This is a genomic window from Amycolatopsis keratiniphila, from assembly GCF_000400635.2.
GTDB lineage: Bacteria > Actinomycetota > Actinomycetes > Mycobacteriales > Pseudonocardiaceae > Amycolatopsis > Amycolatopsis keratiniphila.
In genome coordinates, this window is record NC_021252.1 from 4771098 (window position 1) to 4784528 (window position 13431).

At 68.5% G+C, this 13431-nt stretch carries 15 protein-coding genes; 4 read left to right on the forward strand and 11 right to left on the reverse strand.

All coding sequences use genetic code 11. The features are described 5' to 3' along the window. Positions 1–164 precede the first annotated feature (164 nt). The gene (locus AORI_RS62730; RefSeq protein WP_016334692.1) at positions 165–434 is read left to right on the forward strand and encodes a hypothetical protein; all 270 of its coding nucleotides are present in this window, start codon (positions 165–167) and stop codon (positions 432–434) included. A 109-nt stretch (positions 435–543) separates the two neighbouring features. Here the strand turns inward: AORI_RS62730 and pspAB are convergent, their stop codons facing one another. The 7 genes from pspAB to AORI_RS62765 all read right to left on the reverse strand — a co-directional run bounded on the left by pspAB (position 544) and on the right by AORI_RS62765 (position 5980). Further along, on the reverse strand, positions 544–1101 hold the full coding sequence (gene pspAB / locus AORI_RS62735; RefSeq protein WP_016334693.1) for a PspA-associated protein PspAB: 558 nt from the start codon (positions 1099–1101) through the stop codon (positions 544–546). 122 nt (positions 1102–1223) lie between these two features. Next, complete coding sequence (locus AORI_RS62740) at positions 1224–1871, reverse strand: GAF and ANTAR domain-containing protein (RefSeq protein WP_016334694.1); 648 nt, start codon at positions 1869–1871, stop codon at positions 1224–1226. Positions 1872–2059: 188 nt separating this feature from the next. Then, positions 2060–2920 carry a spermidine synthase gene (locus tag AORI_RS62745; protein WP_016334695.1) on the reverse strand — a complete coding sequence of 287 codons (861 nt, stop codon included), beginning with the start codon at positions 2918–2920 and terminating at the stop codon, positions 2060–2062. Next, positions 2920–3291, reverse strand: a complete 372-nt coding sequence (speD, locus tag AORI_RS62750; RefSeq protein ID WP_016334696.1) for an adenosylmethionine decarboxylase — start codon at positions 3289–3291, stop codon at positions 2920–2922. Before speD ends, AORI_RS62745 begins: the two co-directional genes overlap by 1 nt. Further along, a complete protein-coding gene (locus AORI_RS62755) occupies positions 3281–4423 on the reverse strand; it encodes a type III PLP-dependent enzyme (protein WP_016334697.1) in 1143 nt (380 codons plus the stop codon). The genes speD and AORI_RS62755 overlap by 11 nt, the downstream gene beginning before the upstream one ends. A 45-nt stretch (positions 4424–4468) precedes the next feature. After that, complete coding sequence (locus AORI_RS62760; RefSeq protein WP_016334698.1) at positions 4469–4657, reverse strand: hypothetical protein; 189 nt, start codon at positions 4655–4657, stop codon at positions 4469–4471. A gap of 138 nt (positions 4658–4795) precedes the next feature. After that, positions 4796–5980: an MFS transporter gene (locus AORI_RS62765; RefSeq protein WP_016334699.1), complete on the reverse strand. Its 1185-nt coding sequence runs from the start codon at positions 5978–5980 to the stop codon at positions 4796–4798. A 93-nt stretch (positions 5981–6073) separates the two neighbouring features. Between AORI_RS62765 and AORI_RS62770 the strand changes: the two genes are divergently transcribed. Together AORI_RS62770 and AORI_RS62775 are read left to right on the forward strand one after the other, a co-directional pair. Continuing rightward, positions 6074–6577: an Lrp/AsnC family transcriptional regulator gene (locus AORI_RS62770; RefSeq protein ID WP_016334700.1), complete on the forward strand. Its 504-nt coding sequence runs from the start codon at positions 6074–6076 to the stop codon at positions 6575–6577. 144 nt (positions 6578–6721) lie between these two features. Further along, the gene (locus tag AORI_RS62775; RefSeq protein ID WP_016334701.1) at positions 6722–9106 is read left to right on the forward strand and encodes an ATP-binding cassette domain-containing protein; all 2385 of its coding nucleotides are present in this window, start codon (positions 6722–6724) and stop codon (positions 9104–9106) included. A gap of 487 nt (positions 9107–9593) precedes the next feature. Here AORI_RS62775 and ligD read toward each other — a convergent pair whose 3' ends face one another. The 3 genes from ligD to AORI_RS62790 all read right to left on the reverse strand — a co-directional run bounded on the left by ligD (position 9594) and on the right by AORI_RS62790 (position 11538). Continuing rightward, positions 9594–10532: a non-homologous end-joining DNA ligase gene (ligD, locus tag AORI_RS62780; protein WP_043848149.1), complete on the reverse strand. Its 939-nt coding sequence runs from the start codon at positions 10530–10532 to the stop codon at positions 9594–9596. 74 nt (positions 10533–10606) lie between these two features. Next, the gene (locus AORI_RS62785; protein WP_016334703.1) at positions 10607–10972 is read right to left on the reverse strand and encodes a hypothetical protein; all 366 of its coding nucleotides are present in this window, start codon (positions 10970–10972) and stop codon (positions 10607–10609) included. Then, complete coding sequence (locus AORI_RS62790; RefSeq protein WP_016334704.1) at positions 10972–11538, reverse strand: TetR/AcrR family transcriptional regulator; 567 nt, start codon at positions 11536–11538, stop codon at positions 10972–10974. Before AORI_RS62790 ends, AORI_RS62785 begins: the two co-directional genes overlap by 1 nt. Positions 11539–11623: 85 nt before the next feature. On the opposite strand from AORI_RS62790, the gene AORI_RS62795 reads away from it, so the two are divergent. Further along, entirely contained in the window at positions 11624–12784 is a 1161-nt protein-coding gene (locus tag AORI_RS62795) for an agmatine deiminase family protein (protein WP_016334705.1), read from the forward strand. Here the strand turns inward: AORI_RS62795 and AORI_RS62800 are convergent. Next, on the reverse strand, positions 12772–13431 hold the full coding sequence (locus tag AORI_RS62800; RefSeq protein ID WP_174492026.1) for a GntR family transcriptional regulator: 660 nt from the start codon (positions 13429–13431) through the stop codon (positions 12772–12774). The genes AORI_RS62795 and AORI_RS62800 overlap by 13 nt on opposite strands.

Sequence of the window (13431 nt, forward strand, 5' to 3'; positions counted from 1 at the left end):
TTCGACGCCAACCCGTGACCCGCCGTACCCGCCTGACGACCGAGTGGGGTCTTTGTGCCCTCGATGGCACAACCTTCGGCGCTGACCGGACCGGCCCTCGATACCTCATCGTCGTAGGTGACGAAATTGGACGGCCGTGACCACGGGAAGAGGGTGACCGGGACGTGACCACGAGAATCTGCGAGACCCGCCGCCGCCCCGGCACGCGCGCTCCCGCCCGCCGGGTCCCCCTCGCCGCCGAACTCGAACGGCTGCCGAGGGTCGTGGCGAAACCGGAGACGCACGCCTCCCTGCTCGACGACGTCCTGACCGCCATCCGGCACCTCGACGGCGCTGCCCTCGCCACGCGGTCCCGGCGCCGGTTCCCGCGATGGAACCCGAGGGACCGGCGCGTCCAGCGCCTGCGCGGCTGGCTCGGCGGCGTACCCGGCTGAACCCGTCACACGCGTGATCAAGGCCGGAACTCGCGTGATTGGAGGCGGAACTCCCGAGTTTCGCCTTCAATCACGCGAGTGACGGCCTCAAGCACGCGAGTTCCGCCTGTCATACCGGGCGCCACCGGCCGATGTCGGACTCCATCGGCACGATCCGGGTCAGCGTCGAGCGGATCTTCAGCTCCATCGCCCTGTCCCGGCCGCGGGTCCCGCGGGGCGCGTACGGGTAGAACGTGCCGCGCTCCCGGCGGTAGACCATCGTCAGCCTCGGGTGACGCATGTCCCGCAACTCGGCGAAATCGACCGTCGTGTGCAGCAGCCACGACGCGAAACCGGCCTGAGCCAGCCTCTCGTTGACGTCGACGAGATCGTCGAGCAGCCAGCCGAGGTCCCCGTTCTCCCGCCAGCAGCGGACGATCGTCCTGCCGTGCGCGTCGTGGGTGACCACGTTGCGGCGGGCGGAATCCCCGGCGAGACCGGCGATGATCTCCGCCTCCGTCCCCGCACCGGGGCGTCCCTCCGCGACGAAGCAGACCGTCCCCGAACCCGTCGGCGCGAGCGCGTGCCCGGATCGCAGCGCCAGCACCGCCGACCTCAATTCCAGCAACGGGAGCAGGCTCGGCCGTACCGACCGGCTCTTCCCGAGTAGGCTTCCCAACAACGCCATGACTCCACCGCACCTTTCTTCTGGGTGAAGCCTTTCCGATTACGTCCTCGCGCCCTAGGGCCGCACGGTCGCGCATCGCCGGGACAAGTCACCAGTTCCGGTGACCAACGGCCCTACCAGCCTCACCGCTTTCGCGGCCGAAGGAGTTTCCGGGTGTCGAGTGTTCCTTCGACGACGCCGCGCGCGACGTCCGACAGTTTCCTGTTCGAACTGCGGGCGTAGGAGCGCATGCGGTGGAATGCGGTGCCGAGGTCGATACCGGCACGCTCGGCGAGCATGCCCTTCGCCTGCTCGATGACGACCCGGCTGTCGAGCGCCTTCTGCAGCTGCGCCGAGAGCGTCCGATAATGACGCAATTCCCTTTGCTGCAGGAGACACAGCGTCGCGACGTCGGCGAGCGCACGGCCCAGCCGCCGGTCTTCCACACTCAGCACGACGGTTTCGGCACTGAGGAAGGCGATCGACCCGACGGTTTCATCCGTCGTGCGCAACGGAAGCGCGGAAACCGCGGCGTAGCCCTTCCCCGCCATCCTGGCGACGTAACCCGGCCAGCGTGAGACCTCGGCGGAAAGGTCGTGGACGGCGACGTCCTTCCCGGTTTCGAAGGATTCCAGCGCGGGCCCTTCCTCCGCCACCGCGGCATGGCGTTCGAGTTCCACGCCCGGCAGGAAGACCTCGGTGGAATCGATCGGCAGCAGCCGTGCGCATTCGCTGGACAACGTGTCCACGACCCGGTCCGGTCCGAGATCTTCCGTGACACTCGCGGTCAAACTCGCGAACGCGGCACAGACCGCAGGCTCCCTGTCTGCTCTGGCGGCGATTTCCGCGTCCCGGCTATCCACTAGAAGGATTCTGGCCCGCACCGCGACACCCGGCAACGACCAGATGGAGGATCCTGTGACCGAGCGCCACGCACAGCGACGACCGTTGATCTCGGCGGGGTAACGGCCGCCGGTTCTCAGTGGCTCCGCAAGGAAAACGGCGGCACCGTGTTCGCCCTCAGCGCGTCTTCGTCCATAGTGGACTCCCCGATGCCCGCCTTGCCGATCTTCTCCGCGACGAGTGCGCCGGGATCGGCGATCGCGTCGGCCCTGCCGGTCAGGAAGGCCCACTCGTGCTCGTCCGAACCGTAGTAGAGCACCGTCCCGAACGATTCGGTGAACCGGCGCCACGCCGTGATCAGCGTCTGGTTACGCCACAGCGTCGGGCAGCCCGCCTGACAGCCGACCACTCCCCCGTCGGTGAGCAGCGCCGTGCACCGGGCCAGGAAGTCGGTCCCGTACAACCGGTTGTGCTGCGCCGCCGGATCGTCGTTCTCGTCCGGCAGGTCGATCACGACCACGTCGTAGGAGTCGCCGCGCTCCTGGGCTTCGGCGAGGAACTCCCAGCCGTCGCGGTAGTGGACCCGGATCTTCCCCTCCCCGCCTTCGGCACGGGCCAGTTCGTCGAGGGTGTAGCCGTAGGGAAGATGTTCGGCGCAGGCACGCACCGCCTCGGCGTCGATGTCGACGTGGTCGACCACCTCCGCCCCGGCCGCGACGGCGAGCTGGGAGGCGACCCCTTCACTGGACCCGATGATCAGCACCCGCTCGACGCGTTCGGCGAGCAGCAGTGTCGGGACCATCAACGCCTCGTGGTAGACGAGCTGGCTCAGCTCGGTGCTCTGCCGTTCGTCGTCGCAGAAGAGCGAGATCCCCTGCGCGGTCCGTCCGATGAGGACGTTCTGGAACGCGGTGCGGCCCTCGAACAGGACCTCCTCGACGTCCCAGTTCCGGGTGAGCCCCGCGCCCATCGGCTCGACGATCACTCGCTGCGCCATCAGTTCTCTCCTCGTTCCACAGTGGACATGCGGACGGTGCCCGCGCCCAGCATTTTCGCCAGCAGCGCGACCGCGCGCTCCGGATCCGCCCGGTCCCCGCAGGTGAACACGTCCACGAACACCGAGCCGATCTCCGGATAGGTGTGCACCGACGCGTGTGATTCAGCCAGCAGCGCGAGCACCGTGACCCCTTGCGGGGCAAAGGAATGCGACACGACTTCGCAGACCGTCGCCCCCGCCTCGGTCACAGCTTCGGCGAGGGTCTTCTTGAGGAGTACGGCGTCGTCGAGCAACGACGGCTCGATCCCCTCGAACTCCGCGAGTACGTGGCGGCCGGCGAACCGGCCGACGAGCGGTTCTTCACCCGGCATCGGCGAACCTCCCCACACAATAGGTGCGCAACGGCTCGATTCCGTTGAAAGCGACGGAAGAATAGCTGGCGGTGTACGCCCCGGTGCCCGGGATGTCCAGCCGGTCGCCCGCCTTCAACGACCTCGGCAGCGCGCACGGCGTCCGCTGGTACAACACGTCGTCACCATCGCAGGTCGGCCCCGCGAGGACCACCGGTCCTTCCGGTCCCTTAACGCCGACGGGCTCCAGCCGATACGCGACGGCTTCGTTCTCGCACTCCGCCATTCCGTTGTACCTGCCGATGTCGAGATAGACCCAGCGGCGTTCGTCGGCGGCGGCGCGAGTGGTCACCAGGACGACTTCGGTCCTGATCAGCCCCGCGTCGGCGACGATCACGCGGCCGGGCTCCAGCAGCAGCTCCGGCTCCGGCAGATGCTCGCCGAGGGCGGCGTGGATCGCCGTCGCGTAGTTCGTCAGCGACGGCACGGGCTCCCGGTGTTCGGTGGCGAAGCCGCCACCGATGTTCAGCCGCTCCAGTACGACGCCCGCTTCGGCGGCGACCTTGGCCGCGGTCGCGATCCCGATCTCCCAGGCGGCCGGGTCCGGCTGCTGCGAGCCGACGTGGAACGCGATCCCCGGGCGCAGCCCGGCTTCCACGGCCTGACGGAGCAGGGCGGCCGCCACCGCCGGCTCGCAGCCGAACTTGTGGCCGAACGGCGTCACGGAGTCCGGGCCGCCGGTCAGCAGGCGGACCGAGACCAGCGAACCGGGCGCGTGCTCGGCCAGATTCGCCAGATCACCGGCGGAGTCCGTGGTGAATTCACGGACTCCGCGCGCGTAAGCGAAGGCGATGTCCGCCGGTTTCTTGATCGTGTTGCCGTACGCCAGTTCCGCCGGCCGCGCGCCCCGTGACAGGCACAGCTCGATTTCCGCCGTACCCGCCACGTCGAAGCCCGCGCCGGTCGACGCCACCGCGTCGAGCACTTCGGGAGCCGGATTCGCCTTGACCGCGTAACGGATCAGCGCACCCGGGAAAGCCGCCGAGACCGCGGCCGCCCGCTCCGCGACGAGGTCGGTGTCGACGACCAGGCACGGCGTCGGCGGCTCGCGATCCGCCAGGAAGGCGCGGATCCGGTTCAGGCTTTCGGTCACACGCCCCAGGGTGTCAAAGGCCGATCATCGACCCGGAACCCGGGGTCACGCCCGGGCGTCACCCGAGGGCTGCTCCGGCAGGTCGACCCCGTGTTCGGCGGCCAGTCGTTCCAGGTTGGCCAGATCGGCGCCGACGGCCGAGGCCCTGTCCTCGTCAGAGGCCTGCTTCGCGATCTGAACGTCCTCCCTCGCCTGCCGTACCCGGTCCCGCAGATTCACCGCGAACTCGCTCATCGTGCACCCCCGATCTCCCGCACCTTGTCTGCTTTCACCCTAGGACCCTCCGAATCGGTCACCCACGTGATCTGCGTCATCACGGGTTCGTTCGCGTCGGAGTGAAGCAGTATGACGGCTGCGCCCGCGTTTCGCAGATCAGCGGAGCCCGGCTTTTTCACCGGCCTCCCGCACGGCCGGCCGCCGGGCGAGCACCGCGAGCGGGACGAGGGCGCACAAACCGCCCGCGATGCCGACCAGGACGTAGCCACCCAGGCCGAACAGCTGCCCGGCGAGCAGGCTCGCCCCGGCCGAAGTGCCCCAGACGAAGGCGTCGACCGTGCCCTGCGCCCTCGTCCGCTGAGTGGCCGGGAGATCGCGGCTGAGCATGCTGCTGCCGCCGACGAACACCAGGTTCCAGCCGTAGCCGAGCAGGAAGAGCGCGACCGGGATTCCCACGTGATGCGAATCGGGGGCGCCGATCACGGTGACCGCCGCGACGGTGATCGTCCCGATCCCGCCGAAGATGGTCGCGCGGCCGCCCCAGCGGTCGGCGATCCAGCCGGACAACGGCGCCAGCGCGAACATCCCGACCAGATGGGCGCTCAGCACCCAGCCGACGACATCGAGCCCCTGACCGTGCTCGTGCAGCTGGACGGGGGTCATCGTCATCACCGCCACCATCGCCAGCTGCGCGCCGACCATCGCCACGAGCGGCCCGAGCACCACGGGGTTCCGCACGGACATCCGCTCCCGCTTGGGCACGCCCTCCACCGGGGCGGCGAGGCCACGCGGCAGGGTGGCGACGGCGACCACGGCGATGGCCACGACGATCGCCCCCGCCGCGATCGGGCCGGACAGGGCGGGGAGCTCGGCGGCTTCCGCCCGCGCGGCGGCGGGCGCGATCAGGGCTGGCCCCGCGACCGCGCCGACGGTGCCCGCCCAGACCATTGTGGACAGTGCGAAACCCTTGCGGTGCTCGGGCGACAGATCGGCCGCGGTGTACCGGGAGAGCTGCGCCCCGCTGTTGCCGAAGCCGATCAAGGGCATCCCCGCCACCAGCGCGAGCACGGATCCGCCGAGCACACCGGCGAACGAGATCAGCGCGCCCGTCACCGCGGCCCCGTACATCAGCACCAGGACGAAACGCCTGCCGTACCGCGCGGCCAGCACGCCCGACCACAACGAGCCTGCGGCGGAACCGAGAACCAGCACGGCGCTGGGCAATCCGCTCCAGGCGGCGCCGGCGTGCTCGACCATGATCAACGCGGCCGTGGTGGACAGCCCGACGACCGCGGTGCTGAGACAGGCGACGCCCATGAAGAGCGCGAACATCGGTTTCATGATTCAAACCTAGGGATTCCGGGCGCTTCGGCGAATAGGCTGACGAAGGCCTCGCGGGGGTGCGGGGCGCATCATGGAAGGAATCCGGGCGCGATGACCTTACGATCGGAAAGGGCGCTGGACGACCTCGACTGGCGGCTCCTCGAAACGCTCCAGGCCGACGGGAGGCTCTCGTTCAAGGAGCTGGGCCGTCGCGTGAACCTGTCGGCGCCCGCTGTCGCCGACCGGGTCCGGCGGCTGGAGGAGGCGGGCGTCATCACCGGGTATCGCGCCCAGGTCGACGCGAACCGCGCCGGGTACGGCCTGCAGGCGTTCGTCGAGATGCGCTGTTCGCTCGGCAGCTGCCTGCTGCGCACCAGCAAGTCGGACGACTATCCCGAGGTGGTCGAGCTGCACCGGCTCAGCGGCGATCGGTGCACCATGCTGAAGGTGCGGGCCGTATCGCTCGAACACCTCGAAGGCCTCTTCGAACGGCTGGGCAAACACGGCGAGATCAGGTCGTCGGTGGTGCTGTCGACCCAGTACGAGGGCAGGCCGGTCGGCCCGCCGGTCGAGGACTACCTGAAGGCGACCAAGAGCGAGGGCTGGAGCGTCTGAAGACGGATCAGGAATCGAGAAGCGAAAGGCCCCCGAACTCACCTAGCGTGACCATCGTCGAGGACGAACGGCTCGAAGCTGGTTAGATCGAGCCCGGTGAGGCTGACGGAACGTACACGCGGCCCCCATGAGGATGGAGAAACGATGCGCAAGACCTCCCGGCCGCAGGCGCCCGAGGAACACCCCGCCGACAGTCACGACCTGATCCGCGTCTTGGGGGCGAACGAGAACAACCTCAAGAACGTCGCCGTCGAGCTGCCGAAGCGACGGCTGACGGTGTTCACCGGTGTCTCCGGATCGGGTAAGAGCTCCCTGGTCTTCGACACGATCGCGGCCGAGTCGCAGCGGCTGATCAACGAGACGTACAGCACCTTCGTACAGGGCTTCATGCCGACGCTGGCCCGGCCCGAGGTCGACGTGCTCGACGGCCTGACCACCGCGATCATCGTCGACCAGCAGCGGATGGGTTCCGACCCTCGCTCCACGGTCGGCACCGCCACCGACGCGTACGCGATGCTGCGTATCCTCTTCAGCCGGATCGGGAAGCCGCACATCGGTTCGCCGCAGGCGTTCTCCTTCAACGTCGCCTCGATCTCCGGCGCGGGCGCCGTGACCGTCGAGAAGAGCGGCCGGACCACCAAGGAACGCCGCGAGTTCAGCATCACCGGCGGGATGTGCGCCCGGTGCGAAGGCCGGGGCAAGGTCAACGACATTGACCTCACCGCGCTGTACGACGACACCAAGTCCCTCAACGAGGGCGCGCTGACGATCCCCGGTTTCTCCATGGAGGGCTGGTACGGCCGCATCCTGCGCGGCTGCGGCTTCTTCGACCCTGACAAGCCGATCAAGAAGTACACCAAGCGGCAGCTGGACGATCTGCTGTACAAGGAGCCGGTCAAGCTCAAGATCGAGGGCATCAACCTGACCTACTCGGGCCTGATCCCCACGATCCAGAAGTCGTTCCTGTCCAAGGACCGCGAAGCGATGCAGCCGCATATCCGCACGTTCGTGGACCGAGCGGTCACCTTCGCGGTCTGCCCGGAATGCGACGGGAGCAGGCTCAGCGAGCTCGCGCGATCGTCGAAGATCAAGCGGATCAACATCGCCGACGCCTGCCGGATGCAGATCAGCGACCTCGCCGACTGGGTCCGCGGACTCAAGGAGCCGTCGGTGGCGCCGCTGCTGGAGAAGCTCCAGCACACGCTCGACTCCTTCGTCGACATCGGACTCGGCTACCTCTCCCTCGACCGGCCGTCCGGCACGCTTTCAGGTGGCGAGGCGCAGCGGACGAAGATGATCCGGCACCTCGGGTCCTCGCTCACCGACGTCACCTACGTGTTCGACGAGCCCACCATCGGGCTGCACCCGCACGACATCCAGCGGATGAACAACCTGCTCCAGCAGTTGCGGGACAAGGGCAACACGGTGCTGGTCGTCGAGCACAAGCCGGAGACCATCGCCATCGCCGACCACGTCGTCGACCTCGGCCCCGGCGCGGGCACCGAGGGCGGGACGATCTGCTTCGAGGGCACTGTCGAAGGCCTGCGCGCCAGCGACACCATCACCGGCAGGCACCTGGACGACCGGGCGTCGCTCAAGGACAGCGTCCGCGAGCCCACCGGCAAACTGGAGATCCGCGGCGCGGACCGGCACAACCTCCGGAACGTGGACGTCGACGTCCCGCTCGGCGTGCTGTGCGTCGTCACCGGTGTCGCGGGCTCCGGCAAGAGTTCCCTGCTGCACGGGTCGATCCCGGCCGACGAGGGCGTGGTCTCGGTCGACCAGACCCCCATCCGCGGCTCGCGGCGGAGCAACCCCGCCACTTACACCGGGCTGCTCGAACCGATCCGCAAGGCCTTCGCCAAGGCCAACGGTGTGAAGCCGGCGCTGTTCAGCGCCAACTCCGAGGGCGCCTGCCCGACCTGCAACGGCGCGGGGGTCATCTACACCGACCTCGGCATCATGGCGGGCACCGCGACCACCTGCGAGGAATGCGAAGGCAAGCGGTTCCAGGCTTCGGTGCTGGAGTACACCTTCGGCGGCAAGAACATCAGCGAGGCGCTGGAGATGCCGGTGTCCGAGGCCGTGAAGTTCTTCGGCGAGGGCGACGGGCGCATCCCCGCCGCGCACGCGATCCTCAGCAGGCTCGACGACGTCGGGCTCGGCTACCTCAGCCTCGGTCAGCCGCTCACCACGCTTTCCGGCGGCGAGCGGCAGCGGCTGAAGCTCGCGACGCACATGGGCGACAAGGGCGGCGTCTACATCCTCGACGAGCCGACCACCGGTCTGCACCTCGCCGACGTCGAGAACCTGCTCGGCCTGCTGGACCGGCTCGTCGACTCGGGCAAGTCGGTGATCGTGATCGAGCACCACCAGGCGGTCATGGCGCACGCCGACTGGATCATCGACCTCGGCCCGGGCGCCGGGCACGACGGCGGCAAGATCGTCTTCGAGGGCACGCCGTCCGACCTCGTCGCGAAGGCTTCGACGCTGACCGGTGAGCACCTGGCGGCCTACGTCGGCAAGTGACGCCCTCTGACCCGCGTTTAGTCCTCTTAAATGCGGGGCGTCGCGGCTCGCAGGCGTTGCGAAAGCCACTTTCGCAACCTTCAACGTTGCGAAAGTGGCTTTCGCAACGTCACCGGCAGGACAAGTGACGGCCTCCCACCCGCGTTTAGTCCTCTATTGAGGGGTAGGTCAAAGGTGGCGTGATGGAGTCGGCGGTGCGAGCGGGCTCGTCACCGAGACCCGGCACCGTGCCCCTCAGACTGTCCCAAAAGGACAATTTCCGAGATCAAGGCGTCCGATTTGAGTACTTTGCGCAGTATTGCCCGGGGGTCGTGAGTGGCGATGGTCGTTCTAACCCTATTTACCACTCACGACTCCCCGCGAAAACGGACTTACAGACACAAAGCGGTCGCATGCCGCTTAGGAAGTGACCACTGTGGACACCAATGCCTCAGACGACACAACGCGCCACATTTGGCTTACCCCTCAATAAATGCGGGAAGGACCGTCACTCGCCGTCGGCATCGAGGCCGTCCCGATCGGCCCATTCGAGCAGGGTGTCGAGCGAGTACGCCGTGTCGTCGATGCCCGCGTGCAGGTCGCCGAGTTCGGCGAAGCGCGCGGGCACGGTGGCGATCGTGAAGTCGCGGGGATCGACGTCGTCCACCTCGTCCCAGCGGATCGGGGTCGAGACGACGGCTTCGGGCACGCCACGGACCGAGTACGCGCTCGCGATGGTGTGGTCGCGGGCGTTCTGGTTGTAGTCGACGAACAGCTTCGACGGATCGCGGTCCTTGCGCCACCAGGTCGTGGTGACCTCGTCGGGCATCCGCCGCTCGACCTCGTGCGCGAAGGCGAGCGCCGCCCGGCGCACCTCCTGGAAACCCCACCGCGGTTCGATCCGGACGTAGACGTGCATGCCGTGCCCGCCGGAGGTCTTCGGGAAGCCGGTGATGCCGAGTTCGTCGAGGATCTCGCGGACGGTGCCGGCGACCTTCCGCACGGTGGAGAACGGGCAGTCGGGCATCGGGTCGAGGTCGATCCGCAACTCGTCGGGGCGTTCGGTGTCGGCGCGGCGGGAGTTCCACGGGTGGAACTCGACGGTCGACATCTGCACCGCCCAGATCACGTCGGCGGGGTGGGTGACGCACAGCTCGTACGCGTGCCTGCCGGACGGGAAGTCGACGCGGACGGTCTGCAACCAGTCGGGGGCACCGTTCGGGACCCGTTTCTGGTGGACCTTCTCCCCCGAGACCCCGGACGGGAACCGGTGCAGCATGCACGGCCGTTCCCGCAGCGCCCGCACGATCCCGTCGCCGACCGCGAGGTAGTACTCGACGAGGTCGAGCTTCGTCTCACCCCGCGCCGGGAAATAGACCCGATCCGGGTTCGAGACGCGCACCGTCCGGTCTCCGACCTCGATCTCCACCGCCGAGCTTTTAGCCATACGGGGAAACTAGCCCGAAAGCCACCGATCCGCGCTCTGCCAGGACGATCGGCATGGCACCCTCGGACAGCGGGTCAGTGCGCCGGGCGTTCCGGAAAGCGCCCGCGATCACGACGACCGGAAGCAGTTCCTCGCCGGGATGACCGGTGGATCGCGGCGACCATGACCGCGAACACCGCGCCGAGGAAGGTCACGTCGACCGCGGGCACCCAGCGCACGTCACCGCCCTTGACCACATAGGCCCCGACGGGTCGCGCGGCGAGAATGAAACCGCCGCCCTCACCTTCCTTGCCCTGCTCGCTGCCGTGCCCGCCGCCTCCACCGCCGATGACGCTCGCGGCCGGGATGATCACGACGCCGTCCTTCTCCACCGGTTCGCCGTAGACGCGCCGGACGGTGAGGTTGTCCCGCATGACACCGACGATCTTCTCGAGCCCCATCAGGTCCCCGCCCTGTCCAGTTCCAGCGCGATCGCGCCCCGCAGGAGCTCCCGCGCCCGGTCCAGCTCCATCGAACCAGAAAGCCATCGCTCGCTGAGCCCTTCGACCAGGGCGGTGAGCCGTTCCGCGGCGTCTTCGGCCTCGATCCCGGCATCGTCGACGCGCCGGATCACCTCGGCGACCTCGTCCACCCAGATCCGGGTCGACTCCGCCAGCGGTTCGCGCAGTTCCGGTGTGAACACGGCACTGGCCCGCAACTCGCCCCATGCGGTGCTGTTCTCCCGCACCGCCTGAGTGTCCTGAAGTTCCCCGAACAGCAGGAGTTCGAGCTCGGCCCGGGCATCCGCCGCCTCGGCCGCGGCCTCTTCGGTGTACGCCGCCGCGCGATCGCTGACGAACTCCAGGGTCTTCCGCAGCAGCCCGGCGCGGTTGGTGAAGTGGTAGTAGATCAGCGACGTCGAGATCCCGGCCTCGGCCGCGATCTTCTCGACCCGCAGCCCCCGCACACCGCTGCGCGCGATCACTCGCACGGCCGCTTCCAAGATCTTCTGCTGACGTTCGAACACGGGTGATCACCCTAGCGGTTTCATCCTGACTGAATTTTCAGTCAGGATGCTATCGTGTCCACACCGGTCGACCAAGGAGTGCAGAGTGTTCGATCCGTCCCTTCCCCGTCGCACGATCCTGCGCGCCCTGACAGCGGTCGGCGCGGTCGCCGTCGGGAGCGCGGGATGTTCGGAGAACCCGGCCGCGCCCGCGCCCGCTCCGGCGGCCGGCTCGCCCGAGCCCGCCGCCGCGGCGGCTCGCAGGCTGGGCGCCGAATGGGAAAGCCACGCACGCACCTACCTGTCGTGGCCCGCGTCGAAATCCATCTGGGCGGAGGATCTACCCGCCGTCCGCGCGGAAATCGCGGGTCTGGCCAAGGCGATCGCCGGCTACGAGCCGGTGGTGCTCCTCGCCAGGCCCGAGCATGCCGACGCCGCTCAGCAGGCTTGCGGGGACACCGTGGAGGTCGTCCCGATCCCGGTCGACGACCTGTGGGCACGCGACACCGTCCCGGTGTTCGTCGAGGACGCGGGCAAGGTCGCCGGGGTCGACTTCAACTTCAACGGCTGGGGCGGCAAACAGAAGCCGCACGACAAGGACAACGCCGTCGCGAGGTCCGTGCTGGGCAAGTACGGCCTGGCCCGCACGGAAACCTGGATCACCGCCGAGGGCGGCTCGTTCGAGACCGACGGTGTCGGCACGCTGATGGTCACCGAAAGCTCACTCGTCAACGACAACCGCAACAAGGGCAGGACCCGCCAGGAGATCGAAGACGAACTGAAGAAGCTGCTCGGCGTCCGGAAGGTCATCTGGTTCGCCGGCGTACGCGGCGAGGACATCACCGACGCCCACGTCGATTGCCTGGCCCGGTTCACCGCGCCGGGCGTGGCCCTCCTGGACAAAGCGGCGCCCGGCACCCCGCCCGATTCCTGGTCACGCGCGGCCGATCAGGCGAGGTCGGTGCTCGCGAACGCCACCGACGCCGACGGCAAACCCTTCACGGTGGTCGACCTCGTCCAGCCGGATCCGGACAAGGTCGAGGGCTACGGCGAAGACAGCGTGATCTCGTACGCCAACTTCTACGTCGCGAACAAGTCGGTCTTCGTGCCGGAGTTCGGCGACACCGAAGCGGACGAGCGCGCTCAGCAGGTCTTGCGCGAGCACTTCCCCGGCCGCGAGATCGTGCCGGTGAAGATCCCGACCATCGCCTCGGGCGGCGGCGGGATCCACTGCTCGACGCACGACCAGCCGGGTCAGCCTTCCTGAGGCAGCACCGACATCACTTCGGACACCGGGCGCAAATGCTCCTCCAGCAACCGCGACGCCTCTTTCGCGTCGTGGTCGTTCAGGGCGGCGACCAGTGCCCGGTGTTCCTCGTTGATCACGGTCAGCCGTTCCGGGCGGGCCTCCAGCGCACGGACCGTGACCCGCTGCTGCCGCGAACGCAGGGTGTCATACAGCTCGGTCAGGACGGTGTTGCCCGCGGCGTTCACGATGGCGCGGTGGAAGCGACGGTCGAAGCCCGAGACGGCGAACCAGTCGCGTTCCGCGCCGGAGCTCGCCATCGCCTCGATGAGTTCCGGCAGTTCGGCCGGCGCGCCCGCCCGGTTCGCGCAGAGCGTCGCGATGGCGTGCCCTTCGATCAGCCGCCTGCTCTGGTAAACCTCTTCCAGCTCCCGCGCGGTGACGGTGCGCACCTGGGCGCCCTTGCGCGGCAGCAAGCTGATGAACCGCTCCGCGGCCAGCCGGTGGAACGCCTCGCGCACCGGCGTCCTCGACACGCCGACGACACCCGAAACCCACATCTCGTCGAGAAAGCGGCCGCCTTCCAGCTCACCCGAGATGATTCCGTCGCGCAGCCACGTGTAGACCCGCTCGCGCGCCGGGCCGCCCCCTTCGGCGGTCACAGTCAT

Bases quoted from the DNA above. Each gene is read 5' to 3' on its own strand.
- ligD (WP_043848149.1), bottom strand. From the start codon at position 10,532: ATGGCTAAAAGCTCGGCGGTGGAGATCGAGGTCGGAGACCGGACGGTG.
- AORI_RS62785 (WP_016334703.1), bottom strand. From the start codon at position 10,972: ATGGGGCTCGAGAAGATCGTCGGTGTCATGCGGGACAACCTCACCGTC.
- pspAB (WP_016334693.1), bottom strand. From the start codon at position 1,101: ATGGCGTTGTTGGGAAGCCTACTCGGGAAGAGCCGGTCGGTACGGCCG.
- AORI_RS62770 (WP_016334700.1), top strand. From the start codon at position 6,074: ATGACCTTACGATCGGAAAGGGCGCTGGACGACCTCGACTGGCGGCTC.
- AORI_RS62775 (WP_016334701.1), top strand. From the start codon at position 6,722: ATGCGCAAGACCTCCCGGCCGCAGGCGCCCGAGGAACACCCCGCCGAC.
- speD (WP_016334696.1), bottom strand. From the start codon at position 3,291: ATGCCGGGTGAAGAACCGCTCGTCGGCCGGTTCGCCGGCCGCCACGTA.
- AORI_RS62765 (WP_016334699.1), bottom strand. From the start codon at position 5,980: ATGAAACCGATGTTCGCGCTCTTCATGGGCGTCGCCTGTCTCAGCACC.
- AORI_RS62745 (WP_016334695.1), bottom strand. From the start codon at position 2,920: ATGGCGCAGCGAGTGATCGTCGAGCCGATGGGCGCGGGGCTCACCCGG.
- AORI_RS62760 (WP_016334698.1), bottom strand. From the start codon at position 4,657: ATGAGCGAGTTCGCGGTGAATCTGCGGGACCGGGTACGGCAGGCGAGG.
- AORI_RS62800 (WP_174492026.1), bottom strand. From the start codon at position 13,431: ATGACTGTGACCGCCGAAGGGGGCGGCCCGGCGCGCGAGCGGGTCTAC.